Below are 21,649 nucleotides of genomic sequence, written 5' to 3' on the forward strand. Positions count from 1 at the left end.
GCTGAGCCCGTTCAGGGTCGAATCAGGGATTCACCCCATGGCGGGCCGACTCGCCGGGCTGCCAGCATCGAAGGCATGGAGACGAACCAGACCGTGCCCGAGGCGGACTCGGAGACACCCGGGTCCGGCCCAGTGCCGGAGGACGCGAGGGACCACGACGACGCTGCGGGGGCGGCTGACTCGAGCGGTCGGACCGCGGCCGCCGGCCAGCACGCCGGAGGCGCGGCCGGTTCGGCTCCTGACCCTTCGAGAGATGCGCACGGCGGCGACCCTGCCGATCGGGCCGCGGGGCCGGGCTTCTACGCCTGGCTCCGCCGGCTCGGCGTGCCCCGTCGGGCGGGCTGGCTCGGCGGTGTGTGCGCCGGAGTCGGCGCCCGGATCGGCGTCGACCCGATCATCGTGCGCGGCATCGTCGTCGTCATCGCCGTGCTCGGCGCGCCGTTCGTGCTCGTCTACGCGATCGCGTGGCTGCTGCTGCCCGACACCGAGGGCGAGATCCACCTCGAGCGCCTCATGCGCGGCACGGTCGACCCCGCGATCGTGGGCATCGCCGTGATGGGCGTCATCGGCTTCATCCCGCTCGTGCAGGGCGGGTGGCTCGGCTGGCGCTGGTGGCCCGAGTGGCCCTCGCTGTACGTCGGCGGGCTCGACCTCGTCGCACCGCTGCGGATCGTCTGGGCGCTCGCCATCGTCGGCGCGATCGTCGCCCTCATCGTCTGGCTCGTACATCGAGCCTCCCGGAACACCCCGGCCGGCGGCGGTGAGCGCGTGGCTTCCGCGCCCGCCACCGGTCCGGGGCAGCCCGCTGCGGATGCCCCGACGGAGGCCGCGGCTTCGGCTGCGGCATCCGCCCCGTTCGTCGCTGCCGCCGTCGTGGCGCCCGCGACGCCCCCGCCGACAGGAGAGCCCGAAATTCCCCCCATGGGCGCCGACGCCGCCGAGATCGCCGACTGGCGCGCCCGACAGGAGGCCTGGCGCGAGTCGCAGGCTGCCTGGAAGTCGAGCCAGGCCGAGGCCGCCCGCCTCGCGCGCCAGGAGGCCGCCGAGGAGAACCGGGCCAGGGCGCGTCAGCTCGCGGCACAGGCCGACGCCGCACGCGCCGCTCGGCGAGCTGCGCGCCCCCGGGCGAGCGCCGCGTTCGTCTTCACGATGCTCGGCCTCGCCGTGGTGGCCGGCGCCGTCGCCGCGATCTGGGCGCTCGGCGAGCCCGACACGGCGGAGTTCACCGTGCCGCTCGCGATCTCGGTCGCTACGATGACGCTCGCGTTGGGCATGATCGTCGCGGCCCTGCTCCGCCGGCGCAGCGGTGCGCTCGCCGCACTCACCGCGGTGAGCCTCGTCGCGACGTTCGCCGGCGCCGCGGGCGTCTACGCGCCGAACGGTACGCTCATCGGCCCCAATGCCTCGATCTCGCTCGGCTACCCGCAGCAGCTCGTGCAACCGGTCGGCGATGCGCTCATCACGATGGGCGCCTACGACGGCTATCCCGATGACGCCCAGGTCGTGACGCTCACGCAGGGCACAGGCGACGCCTACCTGATGGTCGACGAGTATTCGACCGTGGCGGTCGACGCCACCGAGGCGGGCGACATCGACATCACCCTCATCGGACGGGACGGCAGCAGGTCGTCGGTTCCAGTCAGCGACGCCGAGGGGCGGGTCTTCCGGCTGAGTGGAGACGAGAGCCGAGTCATCTCGGCCCCCTCGAGCGGCAAGATCGACGCCTGGTTGATCCTGCGACAGGGGTCGGGTTCCGTGACGATCGAGATCCAGAAGGGCTGAAGATGGCCACCAACGATGACCACGTGCACCGGCGGCCGCAGACGGCGGTCGAGCTCGCGAACGACGGCGACCTGGTCGCGACCGAGGTGCTGCAGGGCGAGCTCCTCGACGCGGAGACCGACCCGCGCACGGTGACCGATGGTCCGGTGCTCGAAGCCGTCGCCGCCGCCGACCCGGCCGAGGCGGCCTCGACGCAGCAGCCGACTCACGTCGAACGCCCGACGATCCGCTGGGGCGCCCTGGTCTGGGGGCTCCTGTTCGCGGCAAGCGCGGCGTTCGTGTTCTGGACCCTCGCGTGGAGCGCGAACAGGGACCAGGCGCTCGCCGCGGCCATGGAGCTCAACCCGATCTCGGTCGTGCTCTACGGCCTCCTGGCGATCGGCGTCGTGGTCGTGCTGTTCGGAATCGTGGGGCTCATCCGTCGCGGCGAGCGCAGGCGCCGGCTCGCGCGCGACTGAGGCACCGCGGCATCCGCACCGCCTGCACCGCCGTCACCAGACGGGCAGCTCGCGCTCGCCGAGGGGCGTGAGCTCGGGCGGCATCGGCCAGGCGAGCTCGAACCGCATGAGCGGGACGTCGATCGCGCCGAAGTCGTCCTTCTTGACGACGATGCGGACGGTGCTCACCTCGGTGATGCGCACCCGCAGGTCGGTGCCGTCGTCGAGGCGCAGCACGTACGGGTCGGCCAGGTAGCCGATGCCGTGCGCCTCGAGCAGCTGCTCGCCGTCGAGCCACTCGACCGCGGCGCCGTCGCCGAGCTCGCGCCCGAGCAGGTCGATCGGCACGAACCCCTCCGAGCCGCCGACGCCCTCGGGGCGCAGCCAGCCGACGAGCTCGCCGTCGGGGCGGCGGTGTTCGATGAAGTCGGTGCGGTCCACCGTTCGACCCTAGTGCGACTGCATCGACCGGTTACAGCTCGACGCCCACGAGCACCGGCTCGGGTCGCAGCACGATGCCGAATTCGGACTGCACCCGCTGCTGCACGAACCGGGCGAGCTGCACGAGCTCGCCCGCGCTCGCTCCACCGCGGTTCGTGAGCGCGAGCGTGTGCTTCGACGAGATCGCGGCACGCGAACCGGGCAGCGCGAACCCGCGGCGGATACCCGACTGCTCGATGAGCCATGCGGCCGACAGCTTCACGAGCGGGCCGGGGGCATTTTCGAGCGGTTCGGCGGGCGCGTCGGATGCCTCGAGCGAGGCCTGCAGCTCGAGGAACGCGTCGAGCGGGGTTCCGGAGGCGAGCGTCGACAGCGGGGTGACCTCGTCGGGTTCGTCGGGCTCGACGTACCAGCGGGGCGCGTCGGCCGGCATCGTGCGCGCGACGCGCTCGGTGACGATGGGGTTGGTGAAGAACGATCCGGCGCTCACCGAGTCGGGGTCGTCGGGGTCGAGCACCATGCCCTTCGAGGCACGCAGCGCGAGCACGGTCTCGCGCACCCGCGCGATCGGCACGCGGTCGCCGAGCTGCACGCCGAGTGCGCCCGCGAGCTGCGCGTACGCGATCGGCTGTCCGAGCGCCTCGCCGAGCACGGCGTGCTCGGCCGACGTGTCGTGCAGGTCGAGCTCGACCGAGACGACGATGCCCGCGAGGCCCTGCTTGAGCACCGAGGTGCGGTAGCCGAGCTCGAGCTCGTCGGCCGTCATGCGGCGCGGGGCGTCGGCGCCCTCGTCGAGGAACTCGATGCCGACGAGCACCGCCTCGAGCTCCTGGCCGTAGGCGCCGATGTTCTGCACTGGGGCCGCGCCGACCGAACCGGGGATGCCCGACAGCGCCTCGAGGCCCGAGAAGCCCTGCTCGACGGTCCAGTCGACGAGGTCGTCCCACGTCTCGCCGGCCTGCACGCGGAGGCGCACCGACCCCTCGGCGGCACCGGGCAGCACCTCGATGCCGCGCGTCGCCACGCGGATCACGGTGCCGTCGAAGCCCTCGTCGCCCACGAGCAGGTTCGACCCGCCGCCGAGCGCGAGCCATGGGGCGTCCGACTGCCAGGCCTCTCGGGCCAGGTCGACGAGGTCGCGCTGCGTCGTCGCCGTGACGAGTCGCGTGATCGGCCCGCCGACCCGCAGGGTCGTGAGCTCGGAGAAGGTCGTGGCGTCGGTCATCTCAGCCGAGTGCGACGCGAACCTGCGCCTTGCCGAGCACGGTCGCACCGTCGAACGACACGGTGAGGTCGATGCGCGCCTCGGAGGCCTCGGCGTCGAGCTGGCCGACCTTCGCGACGACGGTCACCTCGGCGCCCTGTTCGGGGTCGACGACGACCGGGCGCGTGAACCGCACCTGGTAGTCGGTGACGCGGGCGGGGTCGCCGACCCAGTCGACGACGGGCTGCACGGCGAAGCCCATGGTGAGCATGCCGTGGGCGAGCACGCCGGGCAGTCCGACCGATGCGGCGACGTCGTCGCGGTAGTGGATCGGATTGAAGTCGCCCGAGGCGCCGGCGTAGCGCACGAGCGAGTCGCGCGTGAGCTCGAAGGCCCGCTCGGCGACGACGTCGCCGACGGCGAGGGAGGCGAGGTCGGGGGTCGGCATCAGTCTTCTCCTCGGATGACGAGCGTCGAGATCGCGGTGACGACGTGCGCGCCGCCCTCGTCGGTGATGACCGACTCGGCCGTGACCATCGAGTGGGCGCCGAGCGTCTTCACGCTCGAGACGGTGAGGGTCGCGGTGAGCAGGTCGCCCGCGACGATCGCGCGGCTCGACGTGAACCGCTGGTCGCCGTGCACGACGCGCGAGAAGTCGATGCCGGCGTCGGGGTCGGCGAGCAGCTGGGCGAGCGTGTGCTCCTGCACGACGACCGCGAAGGTCGGCGGGGCGACCACGTCGGCGTGACCGGCGGCACGCGCGGCCTCGGGGTCGAGGTTGATCGGGTTCGTCGCGAACACGGCGCGGGCGAACTCGCGCACCTTCTCGCGACCGACGAGGTACGGCTCGGTGGGCGGTAAGACCCGCCCCTGCAGCTCGGGGTTCACAGACACCCCGACAGTCTATTCGGCGCGCCGATCGCCACAGGGGCCGCGCTCACTCGTCGCGCAGGCGCGCGAGCCGCAGCCGCAGCGCGTCGAGCACCAGCTCGAGGCCGAGCTCGAACACCCGATCGCTGCGCGCGTCGCCGCGCTCGGCCGAGGCGATGAGCCGCCCGAGGCTCCGCGTCGGCACGCCCGGCTGCCAGATGTCGTCGGGCGAGGCGTAGTCGAGGCCGAAGCCGAGGGCGAACGAGTCGAGCACGGCGACGACCGACAGCACCTCGTCGTCGGGGAACCCCGCCTCGGCGAGCGCCGTCGCGAGCGAGTCGTAGCTCGCGATGACCGAGTCGTCGGTGATCGTCTTGCCGACGAGGAGCGGCACGATCGCGGGGTGCTCGGCGTAGAGCCGCCGCATCCCCTGCATGGTCTCGACGACGATCTCGTCCCACGTGCCGGTCGGCAGCTCGGGCAGGTACCTGCGGCCGAGCCGACCGCGCATGAGCTCGATGATGCCGTCGCGCCCGTCGACGTGGTTGTACAGCGACGACGGCGTCACGCCCAGGCTGCGGGCGAGCGCGTTCACCCCGAACGGGGCGCCCGAGTCGACGAGGTCGATCGCGGCGTCGGCGATGCGGTCGGTCGACAGCAGCGGCACCTTGGGCCTCGCCATGGGCTCCTCCTCGGCTCGGGTGTGGGTCCGGTCCGCCAGCCTACGCGGATGCCTCGGGCCGCAGGGTTGCGGATCGGACGCCTCCGTGCATAATAAACGAACACCATTCATTTAATGCGGCCTCCCCCGCCGCGCCACCCCCGGCACGCCGACGTGCCCCGATCCCCACCGGAGCCCCGATGTCGCACTCCGACCTCAGCGCACGCGTTCCGCTGCGCCTGCCCACCGCGACCGCGACCTTCGCGATCGCCATCGCCGGCTACCTCGGCGTCAACCTCTCGCCGTACATGATCACGGCCCTGCAGACCGCACTCGGCGCCGACCTGCTCACCGCGAGCTGGATCGTGACGGGAGCCCTGCTGGCGACGGCGATCGTCGGCCTCGCCGCGGCGCCCCTCTGCGCCGGCCCCCGGCGCCTGCTCGTCGCGCGGGCCGGGCTCGCGCTCGGCGTCATCGGCTTCGGCGCGGCCGCCTTCGTGCCCGCGCCCGGCGTCGTCGTCGGCGGGCTGCTGCTCGGCGGCGCCGGCGCGGGCGGCGCGGTCGCGGCGGCCGGCGCCGCCCTCGCCGCGTTCCGCAACCCCGACCGGGTCGCGGGATTCAACGGCCTCGCGAACCGCGGCGTCATCACGATCGTGCTCTTCGCCATCCCGCTCATCGGGCTCGCCCCGATCGACGTGTTCGGCGCGCTCGCCCTCTTCAGCCTCGTCGGCATCGCCGTGAGCGGCTGGCTGCCGGCCGCCCCCGTGCACGCGCCGCAGGCCGGCGCCGCGGTCGCCGAGGCGATGCCCGTCGAGGTGACGCCCACGGGCGTCGTGCGCGCGGTGCCCGCGCGCAGCGCCGCCACGACCCGACTCGTGACGATCGCCGGGTTCACGCTGCTCGTCACGTTCGCCCTCTGGGCCGCGAGCGAGGACTCGCTGTGGGCGATGGCGGGCGCCATGGGTGCCGAGCAGGCCGGCCTCACCGACGCAGGTCTCGGACTCGCGCTCAGCGGCGCGACCGCGGGCGGGCTCGTCGGGTCGGTGCTGCTCATGATCGTCGGCGACCGCTGGGGGCGCGCGCTCCCCCTCGGCGTCCTGCTCGTGCTCGGTGGCATCCTGAAGATCGTGGAGGGCTTCACGACCGACGAGACGTCGTTCATCGTCGTGTTCATCGCCTGGAACACGGTCTACGCCATCGCCTTCATGTACTTCGTCTCGACCTCGGCCGCGCTCGACGCCGACGGCCGCTGGTCGGGTCCCCTGCTCGCCGTGTACCTCGTCGGCTCGAGCCTCACCCCCGTGATCGGGGCGGCGCTCGTCGGCGTGCTCGGCTACCAGGGCTTCGCCGTGGCGCTCGGCATCGCGAGCTTCGTGCTCGCCGTGCCGGCCGTCGTCGTCGCCCGCCTGTCCACCCGCCTCCAGTGCACCGAGTCCGACCCGTCGGGCGGCGCGCACCCCGAGGCATCCGTTCAGACCCAGGAGGTCACCGCGTGAGCCGCACGCTCGTCACCAACGCCCGCATCTTCACCGCGAACCGTCCCGGCGACGGCGCGGAATGGGCCGAGGCCCTCGTCGTCGACGGCGAGACGCTCGCCTACGTCGGCGACGCGGCGTCGGCCGCCGAGGCGGCCGGGCCCGACGCCGAGAAGCTGGACCTCGGCGGCCGGCTCGTCGTGCCCGGTTTCCTCGACGTGCACACCCACCTGCACATGCTCGGCGACGCCCTCGGCCGGGTGCAGCTGCGCGATGCGCGCGACCTCGGCGAGATCCAGGCCCGGCTGCGCGCCGCCCGGGATGCCGCACCCGACGCCCCGCACCTGCTCGGCGTCTCGTGGCTCTTCGACTCGGTGCCGGGCGGCTCGCCCACCCGGCAGATGATCGACGAGGTCGTGGCCGACGTGCCCGTGTTCCTCGACGCGAACGACCTGCACTCGACGTGGGTCAACTCGGCAGCCCTCGCGGAGCTCGGCATCACCCGAGACACCCCCGACCCGCTCGGCGGGCGCATCGGCCGCGACGCCGAGGGCGAGCCCGACGGCATGCTCTACGAGACCGCCGCGCAGTACCACGTGTGGACGCACCTCGCCGAGGTCGCCACCGACGCCGACCGCGACGCCGCCGTCGAGCGGGCGCTCGACGCGTACCTCGCCGCGGGTGTCACCGGCGCCGCCGACATGTCGTTCGGCGAGCTCGAGCTCGCGTCGATCGAACGGGTGGCCGCGCGGCGGGGCGGGCTGCCGTTCCACCTCGTGGGGTACTGGCTCATCGACAACACCGGCGACGACGCCGAGAACCTCGCGCAGGTCGCCCGCGCCGTCGAGCTCGCGCAGCGGCCCGCCACCCCGTGGCTGCGCATCGCGGGCATCAAGCTCATCACCGACGGGGTCATCGACGCCTGCACGGCCGCGATGCGCGCGCCCTACGCCGACGGCTCGAACGCCGACCCGATCTGGCCGTACGCGCAGATGGCCCCCGTCGTCGCCGCCGCCGACGCGGCCGGCCTGCAGGTGGCGCTGCACGCGATCGGGGATGCCGCGAGCTCGTCGGCGCTCGACGCGATCGAGCACGCCATCGAGGTCAACGGCGACCGGCCGGCCGGCCGCCCGCGCCGGCACCGCGTCGAACACCTCGAGTACGCCGCCCCCGGCACCGCCGAGCGGATGGCGCGCCTCGGGGTCACGGCCTCGATGCAGCCGGTGCACTGCGACCCGTCGATCATGGACAACTGGAAGGCGCAGCTCGGCGACCACCGCGTCGACCGCGGCTTCGCGTGGCCCGAGTACCGCGACGCGGGCGCCCTGCTCGCGTTCTCGACCGACGCGCCGACCGCGCCGCATCCCGCGCTGCCGAACCTCTACATCGCCACCACGCGCAAGTCGGCGCTCGACCCCTCGCTGCCGGCGTACGCACCCGAGTTCGCGCTGCCGCTCGCCGAGGCGCTCGGCCACGCGACCCGCGACGCCGCGGCGTCGATCCGCGAGGAGGACGAGCGCGGCCGCCTCGCCGCGGGGCTCGCCGCCGACTTCGCGGTGCTCGACGCGGACCCGTTCGAGGCCGGCGAGTCCGCGCTGCTCGACGCCCGCGTCATCCGCACCGTCGTCGGCGGTAGCACCGTGTACGAGGCGTAGGCGCGGCGGGTCTCGATACGCGCCCTCCTTCGTCGGGCGCTACTCGACCACCGGAGCGGGAGTCGGGGCGCTCCTCGACCACCGGAGTGGGAGACGGGCGCTCCTCGACCAGCGGAAGAAGAACGAGGCCGCCCCCTGGTGTCGCAGGGGGCGGCCTCGTCGTGCGTTCGGAGGGTGGGCGCGAAGCTCACTCCTCCGCGACCGCGCGCGAGAGCGTCTCGCCGCGGAAGTAGGCCGGGCGCTTCCAGCGCTGCCAGAACATGATGACGACGCCCGACAGCAGGATCACCATGCCGAGCACGAACACGAGACCGACGCCGAAGACCTCCGAGCCCGAGCCGTAGTCGGGGTCCATGCTGTCGATGAGCGTCGTGAAGAACAGCACCGCGAGGATCGACCCGCCGACGAGCGGCGCGACGAACCGGAAGAACACGTTGCGCGCGCTCGCGAACAGCGTCTTGCGGAAGAACCACACGCACGCGAACGCCGTGATGCCGTAGTAGAAGCAGATCATCATGCCGAGGGTCGTGATCGTGTCCCACAGCACGTCCTCGCTCACGAACCGCATGACCGTGTAGAACACGGCCGCGACGATCGCCGCGATGACGGTCGCGTAACCCGGCGTGAAGAAGCGCGGGCTCACGGTCGCGAACTTCGACGGCAGGGCGCCGTAGTGGCCCATCGCGAGCAGGGTTCGTGCGGGCGACACGAACGTCGACTGCAGCGACGCCGCCGAGCTCGAGAGCACGGCGAGCGACATGAAGATCGCGAGCGGCCCCAGCACCGGTCCGGCGAGGTAGAAGAACGCGTTCTCCTGGATCGCCTCGTTGCCGAGCCCCACGCCCTCGGTGCCGACGCCCGCGAATGCGAGCGAGCCCATCGCGACGAAGAGGTAGATCGCCACGACGATCGTGACGGTCAGGGTCGCCGCCTTGCCGGGCGTGGTGCGCGAGCCCTTCGTCTCCTCGTTCATCGTGAGCGTGACGTCCCAGCCCCAGAACACGAAGAGCGAGACCGACAGGCCCGCGACGACGGCGGAGAACGAGCCGACCTCGAACGGGTTGAACCAGCTGAGCTCGACGGGCGTCGCGTCGAACGCCGTGCCGTTCGCGACGTGCCAGAACGCGGCGACGCCGAACCCGATCATGACGAGCAGCTGGAACCCGACGAGCCAGTACTGCACCTTCTGCGTCGTCTGCATGTCGCGGTACGAGATGAGGGTCGCGCCGAGGATGAACACGAGGCAGGTCGCGACGTTCACGAACGGGTTGCCGACGAGGTCGGCGACCGCCGCGGCATCTCCGCCGAAGAACCCGACCACCTGCGAGACCGCGAGGTAGAAGAACTCGACCGCGATGCCCGCGAGGTTCGAGAGCACCACCACGGTCGCGGCGATGAGGCCCCAGCCGCCCATCCAGCCGAGCCACGGGCCGAAGGCCCTGGTCGCCCAGGTGAACGAGGTGCCCGAGTCGGGCATCGCGCTGTTGAGCTCGCGGTAGCCGAACGCGACGAGCAGCATCGGGATGAACCCGAGCAGGAAGATCGCCGGCAGCTGCGTGCCGACCTCGGCGACCGTCGGGCCGAGCGCGCCCGTGAGCGTGTACGCGGGGGCGATGCACGAGATGCCGATGACGATCGCGCCGATGAGGCCGACCGAACCGGCCGACAGGCCCTTCTTCGTGAGGCCCGGGTCGGCGCCGTCGACCATCGCGCTCGCGGTAGTGAGCGGCGCGTGCGGCTCGGTGTGGTGTTCGTGGGGGTGCGTCATCGCGGGTCTTTCAATCGGTCGGGCGCGGCACGACGATCATCGGCACCGGCAGTTCGCGGAGCATCTTCGAGCCGGTGGACCCGAGGAAGAGGCGGCTCGGGGTGGCGAGCCTCGAGGAGCCGACGAGCACGATCTCGCCGGCGTGCCACTCGAGCGCGCGCACCGACTCCTCGATGCTGGAGCCCGTGGCGGTGGAGACGGTCGCGTCGACGCCCGCGGGGAGCGCCCGCTGGGCGGCGAGCAGCACCTCGTCGGCATGGGCCGTCGAGGTGAGGTCGGCGAGCTCCTCGTCCATGCCGGAGGGCAGGTCGATCGGCACGAGCGAGACGAGGCGGAGTGGTGCGTGGGCGGCGCGGCCCAGGCGCACGGATGCCTCGAGCACGGCGCTCGCACCGGCGCGCAGGCCGATCGCCGCCGTGATGCGGGTGATGCCCTGCGCCGTCGGCACCTCGCGCGAGCCGGCCGGGGCGAGTGCGACGGGCACGTCCGACGAGTGCAGCAGGGCGCTCGCGACCGACCCGATGCGCGAGCGGCCGAGCAGTCCCCCGCGCGCCGCGCCGACGACGATGAGCGCCGCGCCGAACTCGTGCGCCGCGGCGATGAGGCCCTCGGCGAACGAGTCGGCGTAGCGGATGTGCAGCGACTGGGCGACGTCGTCGCCGAGCGTCGCGCTCGCCTCGGCGAGCCAGCCCTGCGAACGCGCCTTGACGTGCCGCTCGTAGCCGGGGTCGCGGGGCACCACGCCGCCGCGGGCCTCGATCGGCAGCACCATGACGACCTCGAGGAACGCCTCGGTCGCCCCGGCGATCCGGGCGCCGAGCGCGAGCGCGTCGGCACCCGATTCGTCGGCCGTGTAGCCGACGACGATGCGCAGGTGTTCGGCCGCGCTCACGCCGCGATGATCTGCTCGGCGACGAGGCGGCCCATGCGGATCGCGCCGTCGACGTGCTGGTAGCCCTTGCCGGCCATGTCGGAGCACGCGAAGTGGATCGGGCCGACGTTCTTGCGCAGGTCGGCGCCGTAGCGGGCGAGGCCGCCCATGTCGAAGCTCGCAGCGTACGCGCCGCGGGTCCACTCCTCGCTGCCCCAGTCGCTCTCGTAGTAGACGACCGGGTTCAGGGCCTCGGGGCCGTAGTAGTGCGAGAGCGACTCGAGGATCTTCGCCTTCCGCTCCTCGGCCGAGAGGGTGAAGACGCCGTCGGCCTCCTCGTCGGAGACGAAGCCGACGAGCGTGCCGCGGGAGTCGCCGTGGTTCGTGTTGTCGTACGCCTCGTGGCAGAGCTCGTAGGGGCTGAACGCGGTGCCCGACAGGCCCCGCGCGCGCCAGAACGGCGTCTCGTAGACGGCGTGCACCTTGATGACGAAGCCCATCGAGAGGTGCTGGTGCAGCTGGTGCTGGCGGCGGGGCAGCGGCGGCTCGTACGAGATGCGGCTGTAGAGGATCGGCGGCACGGCGAGGATGACGCGCTGCGCGTGCACCTCGAGCGAGTCGGTCACGGCGACGACGCCCTGCTCGGGGTTGTCAGGGTTCCAGCGCAGCTTGCGCACCGGCTGGTTCAGGCGCACCGCGTCGCCGAGCTTCGCGGCGAGGCCGAGCGGCACCTGCTGCAGGCCGCCGACCACGCGCTTGTCGAGGATGAAGTCGGCGTCGACGAGGTTCGAGAACGAGCCGGCCGAGGCCGCCATGAGGAGGGCCTGCAGCGCCGAGAACGCGTGCGTCGGCTTGGTGAGCATCGCACCGGCGATGAACATGCCGATGTTGAGCTTGGCCTCTTCGTCGTCGGTCTGGGTGCCGAGCCACTCGGCGAAGCTCACCTCGTCGAGCTCCTTCGCGCGCGGGTGCGCCCACGGGGCATCCGGATCGATCTCGGCGACGAGCGCATCGAGCTTCTCGATGAGGCCGACGATCTCGCCCTCGGTCTTGGCCGGCACCGGGAAGATCTCGCCCTCGAAGAGACGCCGCTCGCCGTCTTCGGCGATGTAGACGTTCTCGCCCTCGCGGTAGCGCGAGTAGGTCTCGAGGCCGAGCTCGGCGATCGTCTCGATCAGGGCGTCCTGGTCGGGCGAGACCCACTGGCCGCCGATCTCGAGCATGGCGCCGTCGATGTCGTCGGTCCAGAGGCGGCCGCCGATGCGGTCGCGCGCCTCGAGCACGACGACGGACTTGCCGGCGGCCTTCAGCTTGTTCGCTGCGGTGAGGCCCGAGGCTCCAGCGCCGACGATGACGACGTCGGTATCGATGCGTTCCATGATGCTTCCTTCTTGCTCGCGCTCGCCCGTGTGGGACTCGCGCCGGAAATGACGAAGGCGGATGCCGCAGCTCGCGCCGCGGCATCCGCCCAGCGTCGCTCAGCCCACCGGGATGAGCGTGTACTTGGTGTCGAGGTACTCGTGGATGCCCTCGAGGCCGCCCTCGCGGCCGATGCCCGACTGCTTGACGCCGCCGAACGGTGCGGCCGCGTTCGACACGAGGCCCGTGTTGAGGCCCATCATGCCGGTCGCGAGGCGGTCGATCATGCGGTGGCCGCGGGCGAGGTCCTGCGTGAACACGTACGAGACGAGGCCGTACTCGGTGTTGTTGGCGAGGTGCACCGCCTCGTCCTCGGTCGAGAACGTGGTGATGCCGAGCACCGGTCCGAAGATCTCCTCGCGGAGCAGGCGCGCGTCGGCCGACACGTCGCCCAGCACGGTGGGCGCGTAGAACGAGCCCGCGCCGTCGATGACGCTGCCGCCGGTGAGCACCTTCGCGCCCTTGGCGACCGCGTCCTGCACGAGTGCGTCGGTCGAGGCGACCGCCTTGTCGTCGATGAGCGGGCCGATGCCGACGCCGTCCTCCGTGCCGCGGCCGACCTTGAAGGCGGCGACGCGCTCGGCGACGCGCTTCGAGAACTCGGCGGCGACCGACTCGTGCACGATGAAGCGGTTGGCCGCGGTGCAGGCCTGGCCGATGTTGCGGAACTTCGCGAGCATCGCGCCGTCGACCGCCTTGTCGAGGTCGGCGTCCTCGAAGACGACGAACGGGGCGTTGCCGCCGAGCTCCATCGACGTGCGGAGGATGCCCTGGGCGGCCTCCTTCATGAGGCTGCGACCGACCTCGGTCGAGCCCGTGAAGCTCAGCTTGCGCAGGCGCGGGTCGGCGATGATCGGGCCCGAGACCTTCGACGAGGTCGACGTCGCGATGACGTTGACGACGCCCTTCGGGAGGCCCACCTCTTCGAGCAGCTGCACGAACGCGATGGTCGTGAGCGGCGTGAGGGCCGGGGGCTTGATCACGACGGTGCAGCCGGCCGCGAGCGCGGGGGCGATCTTGCGGGTCGCCATCGCGAGCGGGAAGTTCCACGGCGTGATGAAGAACGACGGGCCCACCGGGCGCTGCGACACGACCATGCGGCCGGTGCCCTCGGGGTTCAGGCCGTAGCGGCCCGAGATGCGCACCGCCTCCTCGCTGAACCAGCGCAGGAACTCGCCGCCGTAGGCGACCTCGCCGCGCGCCTCGGCGAGCGGCTTGCCCATCTCGAGCGTCATGAGGAGGGCGAACTCCTCCTTGCGCGCCATGAGCGTGTCGAAGGCGCGGCGCAGCAGTTCGCCGCGCTCGCGGGGCGCGGTCGCGGCCCACGCGTCCTGCGCGGCGACCGCGGCGTCGAGCGCCTTCTGGCCGTCGGCGACCGAGGCGTCGGCGATCTCCTTGATGGTCTCACCGGTGGCGGGGTCGGCGACGGCGAGGGTCTTGCCGCCCTCGGCGTCGATCCACTCGCCGCCGATGAAGAGCCGGGTCTCGACCTGGTCGAGCACCGAGGCTTCGAGCGTTGCGTTCGTCATGTGTGTGCTTTCCGTTCGATGATTGCGTGGCGTGGGCGACGCATCGATCAGGGGTAGAGGCCGCGCAGCTTGTGCGCTTCGGCGACGCGCTCGACCGCGAGTGCGGTGGCGGCGGTGCGAAGCGACAGGCCCCGCGAGGTCGCGTAGCCGAGCACGTGCTGCCACGCGCTGAGCATCCGCTCCTCCAGTCTGGCCTCGACCTCGTCGACGCGCCACCAGTACGCCTGGTTGGCCTGCACCCACTCGAAGTACGAGACGATGACGCCGCCCGCGTTCGCGAGGATGTCGGGGACGACGAGGATGCCGTTCTCGCGCATGATGCGGTCAGCCGCGGGCGTCGTGGGGCCGTTGGCGCCCTCGACGATGACCTTCGCCTTGACGTCGGCGGCGTTGCCCTCGTGCAGCACGCCCTCGACGGCGGCCGGCACGAGCAGGTCGACCTCGAGCTGCAGCAGGGCCGCACCGTCGAGCGCCTCGGCACCGGCGAAGCCGATGACCGCGCCGGTCTCGCGCACGTGGGCGCTGAGCGCCTCGATGTCGAGGCCGGCCGCGTTGAAGACCGCGCCGTACTGGTCGCTGACCGCCTGCACCTTGACGCCAGCCTCGGCGAGGAAGCGCGCGGCATCGGCGCCCACCTTGCCGAAGCCCTGCACGGCTCCGGTCGCCTGCGAGGGCGTGATGCCTGCGTGGCGGAGGGCGGCGAGCGCGATGTGCGTGACACCACGGCTGGTCGCGCTCGCACGCCCCTGGGAACCACCGAGCGCGATGGGCTTGCCGGTCACGATGCCGGGCACCGTGAAGCCGCTGTTCACGGAGTAGGTGTCCATGATCCAGGCCATCGTCTGCTCGTCGGTGCCGATGTCGGGCGCGGGGATGTCGCGCTCCGGGCCGATGATCGGCAGGATCTCGCTCGTGTAGCGACGGGTCACGCGCTCGAGCTCGGCCTTGGAGTGCTCGCGGGGGTCGATCGCGATGCCGCCCTTCGCGCCGCCGTACGGCACGTCGAGCAGGGCGCACTTCCAGGTCATCCACATGGCGAGCGCGCGCACCTCGTCGATGTCGACGTTCGGCGCGTAGCGCAGGCCGCCCTTGGCTGGGCCGCGGCTGAAGTTGTGCTGCACGCGGTAGCCCGTGAAGAGCACGGTCTCGCCCGAGTCGCGGCGCAGCGGCACGCTCACCGTGAGCTCGCGACGGGGGGTCGCGAGCAGCTGGTGGGTGCCCTCCGAGTAGCCGAGCAGCGCGATGGCCTCGGCGAGCTGCGAGCGCGCGTCGGTGAGCGGCGTCGCGATGGGGGCGGATGCCGCGTGGGCGGCGTTCTCCACGACGACGTTGTCGATCATGGTGCTCATGCCTGCTTGAGCCCCTCCGCGATGACGCCGAGGCCCTCGACGAGGAGCTCGTCGGAGATGGTGAGCGGCGGCAGGAAGCGGATCACGTTGCCGTAGGTGCCGCACGTGAGCAGGATGACGCCGTGCTCGTGCGCGAACTTGGCCACCTTGTTCGTGAGGGCGGCGTCGGGCGCGCCGGTGGCGGGGTCGACGAGCTCGATCGCGACCATCGCGCCGCGACCGCGGACGTCGCCGATGCGCGGGTCGGCGGTGCGGAGCGCGTTGAGGCGGCCGATGAGCACCGAGCCGATCTCCTTGGCGCGCTCGACGAGGCCGTCCTGCTCGTAGGTCTCGATCGTCGCGAGCGCCGCGGCGCAGGCGATCGGCGAGCCGGCGTAGGTGCCGCCGAGGCCGCCGGCCATGGCGGAGTCCATGATCTCGGCGCGGCCCGTGACGGCCGACAGCGGCAGGCCGCCGGCGATGCCCTTCGCGGTGACGATCACGTCGGGAACGATGCCCTCGTGCTCGCTCGCGAACCAGGCGCCCGTGCGGGCGAAGCCGGTCTGCACCTCGTCGGCGATGAAGACGACGTCGTTCGCCTGCGCCCACTCGACGAGTGCCGGGAGGAAGCCCGCGGCCGGGACGATGAAGCCGCCCTCGCCCTGGATGGGCTCGATGATGATCGCGGCGAGGTTCTCGGCGCCGATCTGCTTCTCGATCATCGTGATCGCGCGGGCCGCCGCCTCGCGACCATCGAGGCCGCCGTCGCGGAAGGGGTAGCTGAGCGGGGCGCGGTACACCTCGGGGGCGAACGGGCCGAAGCCGTTCTTGTAGGGGATGTTCTTCGCGGTGAGCCCCATGGTGAGGTTCGTGCGGCCGTGGTAGGCGTGGTCGAACGCGACGACGGCCTGCTTCTTCGTGTAGTGGCGCGCGATCTTGATCGCGTTCTCGACGGCCTCGGCGCCCGAGTTGAAGAGGGCCGAGCGCTTCTCGTGGTCGCCCGGGGTGAGCTCGTTGAGCTTCTCGGCGACGGCGACGTAGCCCTCGTACGGCGAGACGGTGAAGCACGTGTGGGTGAAGGCGTTGAGCTGCGCGCTGACGGCCTCGACGACACGGGGCGCCGAGTTGCCGACGCCGGTCACGGCGATGCCCGAGCCGAGGTCGATGAGCGAGTTGCCGTCGGCGTCGACGACGACGCCGCCGCCCGCGGCGACGACGGAGATCGGGAGGGTGTGGCCCACGCCCGCGGCGACGGCCGCGGCCTTGCGGTTCATCAGCTCCTGCGAGCGGGGTCCGGGGATGGCGGTGACGAGGCGACGCTCCTGGGTGAGGGCGGGGCCTCCGGTCGTGGTGGCCGGGGTGTCGACGAGGGTCATGTCTGCTCCGATGCAAGTGACGACGGTGGCGTGTTGCGTCGATGGTAGGTCGCAGAACGGGGATGCCTCAGCGCCCGCGTGTACGGTCAGGGGTACGTTCTTCGCCACGACGTACAACCACTTCGTCGGTCGAGCAGCGCCCGACGAAGGAGCACGCGTATCGAGACCCTCCGGTGGTCGAGTAGCGAGCGACGAAGGAGCATGCGTATCGAGACCCTGCCCGCGGCCGCACCTCGCCCCGCAGCATCCCACCGCGAAACCGACCGCGCACTCGACGCCGGCCCTTGTGTAGGAACTTCCGCCCATGCGGCGGCGCGTCGGGCAGCGACACGCCGCCGTCGTGCCAGAACTTCCTACACAAGGAAGCGCGCACCTCGTTGGAGGGGTGCGCGGGCGCGCGGCATCCACCCCTGAACAACCGAAAGTGCACTCGTCGCCCGGAAGCGGGCCACGAGTGCACGTTCGAGGGGCCTCGATACGCTCCTTCGGCGCTACTCGACCACCGGAGCTGCGGGGCGACTCGCTAGTCGGCGACCGTGGCGAGCTCGCGCTGGTCCTCGAGGTCCTGCGCGGCGACCGCGCGGGTCGCGGGAGCGGGCGGGTCGTTCGGCACCGCGGCGGTGGCCCGCGTACCGAGCCCGGGGATCGTCGGACGGCGCTTCGCCCGGCCGATCGCACGCAGCGAGACGGCCCACTGCAGCCCGTAGCCGATCACGAACACGAGCAGCGTGAAGATGAGCGCCATCGCCGCGCCCTGGTCGGGCTGGTAGAGCTGCGCCGAGCGCGGGCTGATCATCGCGTACATGTACACCGAGAGCGGGCGCGACTCGGGCGTCGCGAGGAACGCCGGCAGCGTGAACTCGTTCGTGCCGAGGATGAACATCTGGATCCACACCGCGAACACCGTGGGCATGAGCAGCGGCACGACGACCCGGCGGAACCCCTCGAAGGGGCTCGCGCCGCTCACGAGCGCGGCCTCCTCGAGCTCCTTGCGGATCTGCAGCGTCGCGCTGTAGCCCGAGCGGTAGGCGATCGACACCCGGTACGAGTAGGCGATGACGAGCGCGACGATCGTGCCGGCGAGCGGGATCACGGGGTTGATCACGAGGAAGGTGAGGAACATCGCGAAGCCCGCGATGACCGCAGGGATGGCGACCGACGACGACGCGAACAGGTCCATGCCCCGCATCCAGCCGGTGCGCCGGCTCCTGGCGATGCCGTACGCGAGCACCGTCGCCGCGACCACCGCGATCGTCGCGCTGCCGCCCGCGATGACGAGGGTGCGGCCGAGTGAAGCCCAGAACTCGCCGTCGGCGAGCACCTCGCCGAACGCACCCCACTGGGTCTGCGCGGCGAGCGCCTGGAACGAGAACGCGATCGGGTACGGCGTGATCGCCGACCAGAGGAGGGCGAACATCGGCAGGATCGCGGTGAGCAGCACGAACACCACGACGGCGACGAGCACCGGCACCTTCCAGGCGCCGAGCTTCATGATCGTCGGCCGGAAGCCCTTGCCCGAGATCGAGGCACGACGCTCGGCGTTACGGGTGGCGCGCAGGTAGACGACGAACGCGACCGTCGTGATGACGAGGAACACGCAGCCCCACGCTGCGGCGAGGCCGTACTGCGGCAGCTCGCCCGCGCCGGCGCTGATGAGGTTCCAGAGCTTCAGCGCGAAGATGTTCTTGCCCGCCTCCTGGCCGAACAGCAGCGGGATCTCGAGGCTGCCGAGCCCGAGGATGCCGGTCAGCACGGCGACGCCGAGCAGGCCGGGCCACAGCATCGGCAGCGTGACGCGCCGCAGGGTCTTGCCCCACGAGGCGCCCGAGACCCGCGCCGACTCCTCGAGGGAACCGTCCATCGAGGTGAGGATCGGCACGATCATGAGGAACGGGAACGTCACGTTCGTGAGCGACTGCACGACCGTCATCGTCGCGAACGAGTACGGGTCGATGACGAGGTCGCCCGGCAGCAGCCGCAGCAGCTGGTTGAGCACGCCCGACTCGGGCGACAGCATGAGCTGGTACGCCTGCGCCTTGACGATGGGCGGGATGATGAACGGCACCACGACGAGCACCGAGATCACCCGCTTGAACGGGATGTCGGTGCGCACCGTCGCCCAGGCGAGCCCGAAGGCGAGCACGAGGGAGATGATCGTCGACCCGCCGACGAAGAGGGCGGTCGAGCCGATCACCGCCCAGAAGTCCTCGCGGAGCTCCCAGAGCGTGACGAAGTTGTCGACCGACCACTTCGCGCTCGACACGCCGAACGGCAGGAACGGACCGCGGAACGCCGTGATCACCTGTACGGCCAGCGGGATCGCGAGGAGGAGGAAGATCACCGTTCCGGCGATCATCGTCGCGACCTTCATCGTGGTCGGCCGGGTGCGTTCGGCCTTCGTGGTCCGTCCTGCCGTCGACATGCGTTATCCGTTCAGTGCCGCGTCGGCGGCGTTGATCATCGCGATCCAGTCGTCGCGGTTGTCGGGCGACTCGATGTTCGTCGACGCGTCGAGCCCCTCGAGCAGGGCGTCGGCGTTCGTCTTCATGAGCCCGGTCGCCTCGTCGAACACCGTGGCCGGCAGGCCCGCGTAGGGCACCTGGGTCGTCGAGAACTGCTCGTCGGTCATGCGCAGGTTCAGCCAGTCGGGGTTGTACGCGTTCCAGAGCACCCAGAGCATGGCACCGGCCTGGTTCTTCGCGTCGACGTTCACGCCGGAGAACTGCGCGAAGACGGGGCCGTCCTCGTAGGGCTGCACGGTGAGGCTCGGGTTCGGGTTGAACAGGGTCTGGCCGAGCGCGATCGGCACGTCGCCGTTCGAGAGCGGCGAGTCCTGGTCCTCGAGCACCTTGAGGTTGCCCGACGACTTGAGCTCGCCGATGAGGTCGGTCATGGCCTGCTCGCCCTTGTCCATGCCGTAGCCGCTGAAGACGTTGGCGTTGTAGCTCGCGACCGAGACCTTGCCGTTGTACTTCGGGTCGAGAAGGCCGTCGAGCGTGGGCGGCGCCTCGATCTTCTCGGTGTTGACCTGCATGAGCGAGCCGTTGATGCTGTCGGGCAGCATGCCGGTCGAGCCGAGCTCGAGGAACTCCTTCGGCACCCCGAACTTGGTCCAGTCGACGTCGGCCCAGTAGCCCTCGTCGGTCATCGCGGCGGCCGAGACGATCGAGCCCGAGATGACGTCGGTGTTGCGGGCCCCGGTCGCCTTCGCCGAGATGATGGCCGACGACAGGTTGTACGTGAGGCCCTGGGTCTCGATGGTGATGTCGGGGTACTTCTTGTTGAACTCGGCGATGACCTCGGGCGAGAGCTCGTACCAGTCCCAGATCACCAGGCGTCCGCCGTCGGTCTCCTTGGCCTGCTCGTAGAGCGCGTCCATCTGCTCGTCGATCGCGGGCCAGATGTCGTCGTAGAAGTTTTCGCAGCGGGTGATGGGGCCGACCTCGACGGCGTCGCAGGCGCCCGCCTTCGCGGCGTCTCCCGACGGTTCGATGGCCTGTGGGGTCGACGAGGTGCTGCACGAGCTGAGCAGCAGCATGCCCGTCGCGGCGAGGGCGATGGCTCCGCCGCGTGCTGTGGTTGCTTTCATGATCCGGGTGTCCTCTCTGACGTGGATCTCGTGGGTTGGGGGACGGATGGAGCGGGTGGTGCGGTGGAACGTCCTGGGCGACCGCCGGCGGATGCGGCCCCTAGTCGGCGAGCACGCGGCAGGCGTGCGGCGCGAGCTCGATGAACACGTCGCTGCCCGCGGTCGGCGAGTCGAGCGGCGCGCCGCGGCCGACGAGCGTGCCGACGACGGCGCCCGAGGCCTGGCTCAGCACCTCGACCTCGTACTCGACGATCTCGCCGAGGAACTCGACGCGCGCGACCCTGGCGGGCAGCACGTTCGGCCGGGCCGGCGCGGTCTCGTGCCAGCGCACGCTCTCGGGCCGGAACGTGACGGTGACCTCGCGGCCGGGGCCGAGCTCGGGCGGGCAGGGGGTGATGAGGCGAGTGCCGAAGGCCTCGACGGATGCCTCTGCCGAGGCATCCCCGGCGGTCGCACGCTCTCGGACGACGGCTTCGATCATGTTGACCCTGCCGACGAAGTCGGCGACGAAGCGGTCGGCCGGCTGGTAGTAGAGCTCGCGCGGAGTCGCCTCCTGCACGATGCGGCCGCCGTGCATGACGGCGACGCGGTCCGACATCGAGAGGGCCTCCGACTGGTCGTGGGTGACGTACAGCGCCGTGATGCCGAGCTGCTGCTGGAGGTTGCGCAGCTCGTTGCGCATGGTGTCGCGCAGCTTCGCGTCGAGGTTCGACAGGGGCTCGTCGAGCAGGAGCAGCTTCGGCCGATGCGCGAGCGCCCGGGCGAGGGCGAGCCGCTGCTGCTGGCCGCCCGAGAGCGCGGTGGCCGGCCGGTGCGCGAAGCCGTCGAGCTGCACGAGCTCGAGCGCCTCCATCGCGCGCTTGCGCGCCTCCTGCTTCGGCAGCTTGCCGCTCGACACCTGCAGCGGGAACACCGCGTTCTGGAACACGGTCATGTGCGGCCAGATCGCGTAGTTCTGGAACACCATGCCGATGTCGCGCTTGTCGGGCGACACGTGCGAGGTCGCCGTCGAGAGCACCTTGCCGTCGAGCGAGATGGCGCCCCCGTTGCTCGTCTCGAGGCCCGCGACGCAGCGCAGGGTGGTCGTCTTGCCGCAGCCCGACGGGCCGAGCAGCGAGTAGAACTTGCCGGGCTCGATCGTGAACGTCACGCCCTTCACGACGGGCACCTCGGTGCCGTCGAGCGAGTACTGCTTCTCGAGCCCGTCGACGACGAGCTGTCCGCCTCCGTTGTCAGCGCTCATC

The 21,649-nt window shown here is 71.5% G+C and carries 18 protein-coding genes; 4 read left to right on the top strand and 14 right to left on the bottom strand.

What is annotated here, in order from left to right; translation table 11 throughout:
* Positions 1 to 75: 75 nt before the first annotated feature.
* Both MUN74_RS05880 and MUN74_RS05885 read left to right on the top strand, forming a co-directional pair.
* Complete coding sequence (locus MUN74_RS05880) at positions 76 to 1,782, top strand: PspC domain-containing protein (protein WP_244855494.1); 1,707 nt, start codon at positions 76 to 78, stop codon at positions 1,780 to 1,782.
* 2 nt (positions 1,783 to 1,784) lie between these two features.
* Positions 1,785 to 2,240, top strand: a complete 456-nt coding sequence (locus MUN74_RS05885) for a hypothetical protein (protein WP_244855495.1) — start codon at positions 1,785 to 1,787, stop codon at positions 2,238 to 2,240.
* A 33-nt stretch (positions 2,241 to 2,273) separates the two neighbouring features.
* Here the strand turns inward: MUN74_RS05885 and MUN74_RS05890 are convergent, their stop codons facing one another.
* Genes MUN74_RS05890 through MUN74_RS05910 form a run of 5 tightly spaced genes read right to left on the bottom strand, consistent with a single transcriptional unit; the run spans position 2,274 to position 5,416 of the window.
* Positions 2,274 to 2,660, bottom strand: a complete 387-nt coding sequence (locus MUN74_RS05890; RefSeq protein WP_244855496.1) for a hypothetical protein — start codon at positions 2,658 to 2,660, stop codon at positions 2,274 to 2,276.
* Positions 2,661 to 2,691: 31 nt separating this feature from the next.
* Positions 2,692 to 3,885, bottom strand: a complete 1,194-nt coding sequence (locus MUN74_RS05895; RefSeq protein WP_244855497.1) for a UDP-N-acetylmuramate dehydrogenase — start codon at positions 3,883 to 3,885, stop codon at positions 2,692 to 2,694.
* A gap of 1 nt (position 3,886) precedes the next feature.
* Positions 3,887 to 4,312 carry a MaoC family dehydratase gene (locus MUN74_RS05900; RefSeq protein WP_244855498.1) on the bottom strand — a complete coding sequence of 142 codons (426 nt, stop codon included), beginning with the start codon at positions 4,310 to 4,312 and terminating at the stop codon, positions 3,887 to 3,889.
* Positions 4,312 to 4,758 carry an FAS1-like dehydratase domain-containing protein gene (locus MUN74_RS05905; RefSeq protein WP_244855499.1) on the bottom strand — a complete coding sequence of 149 codons (447 nt, stop codon included), beginning with the start codon at positions 4,756 to 4,758 and terminating at the stop codon, positions 4,312 to 4,314. Before MUN74_RS05905 ends, MUN74_RS05900 begins: the two co-directional genes overlap by 1 nt.
* A 43-nt stretch (positions 4,759 to 4,801) precedes the next feature.
* Positions 4,802 to 5,416: a TetR/AcrR family transcriptional regulator gene (locus MUN74_RS05910; protein ID WP_244855500.1), complete on the bottom strand. Its 615-nt coding sequence runs from the start codon at positions 5,414 to 5,416 to the stop codon at positions 4,802 to 4,804.
* Positions 5,417 to 5,595: 179 nt separating this feature from the next.
* Between MUN74_RS05910 and MUN74_RS05915 the strand changes: the two genes are divergently transcribed.
* Positions 5,596 to 6,891, top strand: a complete 1,296-nt coding sequence (locus tag MUN74_RS05915) for an MFS transporter (protein ID WP_244855501.1) — start codon at positions 5,596 to 5,598, stop codon at positions 6,889 to 6,891.
* Positions 6,888 to 8,525, top strand: coding sequence for an amidohydrolase (locus MUN74_RS05920; RefSeq protein ID WP_244855502.1), 1,638 nt, complete (start codon positions 6,888 to 6,890; stop codon positions 8,523 to 8,525). The genes MUN74_RS05915 and MUN74_RS05920 overlap by 4 nt, the downstream gene beginning before the upstream one ends.
* A gap of 187 nt (positions 8,526 to 8,712) precedes the next feature.
* On the opposite strand, the gene MUN74_RS05925 is transcribed toward MUN74_RS05920, so the two are convergent.
* From MUN74_RS05925 to MUN74_RS05965, 9 genes are all read right to left on the bottom strand, one after another.
* On the bottom strand, positions 8,713 to 10,233 hold the full coding sequence (locus tag MUN74_RS05925) for an APC family permease (protein WP_244856362.1): 1,521 nt from the start codon (positions 10,231 to 10,233) through the stop codon (positions 8,713 to 8,715).
* A gap of 70 nt (positions 10,234 to 10,303) precedes the next feature.
* A complete protein-coding gene (locus tag MUN74_RS05930; protein WP_244855503.1) occupies positions 10,304 to 11,185 on the bottom strand; it encodes a universal stress protein in 882 nt (293 codons plus the stop codon).
* Positions 11,182 to 12,543, bottom strand: coding sequence for a flavin monoamine oxidase family protein (locus tag MUN74_RS05935; RefSeq protein WP_244855504.1), 1,362 nt, complete (start codon positions 12,541 to 12,543; stop codon positions 11,182 to 11,184). Before MUN74_RS05935 ends, MUN74_RS05930 begins: the two co-directional genes overlap by 4 nt.
* 99 nt (positions 12,544 to 12,642) lie before the next feature.
* Positions 12,643 to 14,112, bottom strand: coding sequence for an NAD-dependent succinate-semialdehyde dehydrogenase (locus MUN74_RS05940; RefSeq protein ID WP_244855505.1), 1,470 nt, complete (start codon positions 14,110 to 14,112; stop codon positions 12,643 to 12,645).
* A 47-nt stretch (positions 14,113 to 14,159) separates the two neighbouring features.
* On the bottom strand, positions 14,160 to 15,452 hold the full coding sequence (locus MUN74_RS05945) for a Glu/Leu/Phe/Val family dehydrogenase (RefSeq protein ID WP_244856363.1): 1,293 nt from the start codon (positions 15,450 to 15,452) through the stop codon (positions 14,160 to 14,162).
* A gap of 5 nt (positions 15,453 to 15,457) precedes the next feature.
* A complete protein-coding gene (gene gabT / locus MUN74_RS05950) occupies positions 15,458 to 16,816 on the bottom strand; it encodes a 4-aminobutyrate--2-oxoglutarate transaminase (RefSeq protein ID WP_244855506.1) in 1,359 nt (452 codons plus the stop codon).
* A 523-nt stretch (positions 16,817 to 17,339) separates the two neighbouring features.
* Complete coding sequence (locus MUN74_RS05955; RefSeq protein WP_244855507.1) at positions 17,340 to 19,238, bottom strand: ABC transporter permease; 1,899 nt, start codon at positions 19,236 to 19,238, stop codon at positions 17,340 to 17,342.
* 3 nt (positions 19,239 to 19,241) lie between these two features.
* Complete coding sequence (locus tag MUN74_RS05960; RefSeq protein ID WP_244855508.1) at positions 19,242 to 20,405, bottom strand: hypothetical protein; 1,164 nt, start codon at positions 20,403 to 20,405, stop codon at positions 19,242 to 19,244.
* Between the two features lie 100 nt (positions 20,406 to 20,505).
* Positions 20,506 to 21,648: an ABC transporter ATP-binding protein gene (locus MUN74_RS05965; RefSeq protein WP_244855509.1), complete on the bottom strand. Its 1,143-nt coding sequence runs from the start codon at positions 21,646 to 21,648 to the stop codon at positions 20,506 to 20,508.
* Position 21,649 lies beyond the last annotated feature (1 nt).

This window comes from Agromyces sp. H17E-10 (assembly GCF_022919715.1).
Classification (GTDB): domain Bacteria; phylum Actinomycetota; class Actinomycetes; order Actinomycetales; family Microbacteriaceae; genus Agromyces.

Excerpts from the sequence above, each read along its gene's own strand:
- MUN74_RS05885 (WP_244855495.1), top strand. The coding sequence starts at position 1,785 with ATGGCCACCAACGATGACCACGTGCACCGGCGGCCGCAGACGGCGGTC.
- gabT (WP_244855506.1), bottom strand. The coding sequence starts at position 16,816 with ATGACCCTCGTCGACACCCCGGCCACCACGACCGGAGGCCCCGCCCTC.
- MUN74_RS05915 (WP_244855501.1), top strand. The coding sequence starts at position 5,596 with ATGTCGCACTCCGACCTCAGCGCACGCGTTCCGCTGCGCCTGCCCACC.
- MUN74_RS05895 (WP_244855497.1), bottom strand. The coding sequence starts at position 3,885 with ATGACCGACGCCACGACCTTCTCCGAGCTCACGACCCTGCGGGTCGGC.
- MUN74_RS05910 (WP_244855500.1), bottom strand. The coding sequence starts at position 5,416 with ATGGCGAGGCCCAAGGTGCCGCTGCTGTCGACCGACCGCATCGCCGAC.
- MUN74_RS05935 (WP_244855504.1), bottom strand. The coding sequence starts at position 12,543 with ATGGAACGCATCGATACCGACGTCGTCATCGTCGGCGCTGGAGCCTCG.
- MUN74_RS05940 (WP_244855505.1), bottom strand. The coding sequence starts at position 14,112 with ATGACGAACGCAACGCTCGAAGCCTCGGTGCTCGACCAGGTCGAGACC.
- MUN74_RS05880 (WP_244855494.1), top strand. The coding sequence starts at position 76 with ATGGAGACGAACCAGACCGTGCCCGAGGCGGACTCGGAGACACCCGGG.
- MUN74_RS05965 (WP_244855509.1), bottom strand. The coding sequence starts at position 21,648 with ATGAGCGCTGACAACGGAGGCGGACAGCTCGTCGTCGACGGGCTCGAG.
- MUN74_RS05955 (WP_244855507.1), bottom strand. The coding sequence starts at position 19,238 with ATGTCGACGGCAGGACGGACCACGAAGGCCGAACGCACCCGGCCGACC.
- MUN74_RS05900 (WP_244855498.1), bottom strand. The coding sequence starts at position 4,312 with ATGCCGACCCCCGACCTCGCCTCCCTCGCCGTCGGCGACGTCGTCGCC.
- MUN74_RS05960 (WP_244855508.1), bottom strand. The coding sequence starts at position 20,405 with ATGAAAGCAACCACAGCACGCGGCGGAGCCATCGCCCTCGCCGCGACG.
- MUN74_RS05925 (WP_244856362.1), bottom strand. The coding sequence starts at position 10,233 with ATGGTCGACGGCGCCGACCCGGGCCTCACGAAGAAGGGCCTGTCGGCC.
- MUN74_RS05945 (WP_244856363.1), bottom strand. The coding sequence starts at position 15,452 with ATGATCGACAACGTCGTCGTGGAGAACGCCGCCCACGCGGCATCCGCC.